At 54.4% G+C, this 397-nt stretch carries 1 protein-coding gene; it reads right to left on the bottom strand.

Annotated elements, in window-relative coordinates; genetic code table 11:
* On the bottom strand, positions 1–397 hold a 397-nt coding region (locus tag A0F92_RS01165; RefSeq protein ID WP_253810028.1), incomplete at both ends, for a hypothetical protein.

Below are 397 nucleotides of genomic sequence, written 5' to 3'. Positions count from 1 at the left end.
ATTCGCTCCGTTTGTTCCGGTAGCTCCGTTTGTTCCGGTAGCTCCAGTATTACCTGTTGCACCTGTTGAGCCGGTAGCGCCATTCAAACCATTGGTACCGTTGGCACCTGTTGCACCGGTTGCACCTGTAGTTCCTGTGGCTCCAGTGGCTCCAGTATTACCTGTTGCACCTGTAGTTCCTGTTGCACCTGTAGCACCTGTATTACCAGTGGCACCTGTTGCTCCGTTTGTTCCATTGATTCCTGTGGCACCAGTAGCTCCTGTGGCACCGGTCGCTCCGTTTGTTCCGGTAGCTCCGTTTGTTCCGGTAGCTCCAGTATTACCTGTTGCACCTGTTGAGCCGGTAGCGCCATTCAAACCATTGGTACCGTTGGCACCTGTTGCACCGGTTGCACCT

The organism is Hydrotalea flava (assembly GCF_001623405.1).
In the GTDB taxonomy this organism is placed as follows: domain Bacteria; phylum Bacteroidota; class Bacteroidia; order Chitinophagales; family Chitinophagaceae; genus Hydrotalea; species Hydrotalea flava.
The sequence above is the reverse complement of the archived record's forward strand: the minus strand, read 5'-3'. Positions and strand labels throughout refer to the sequence as shown.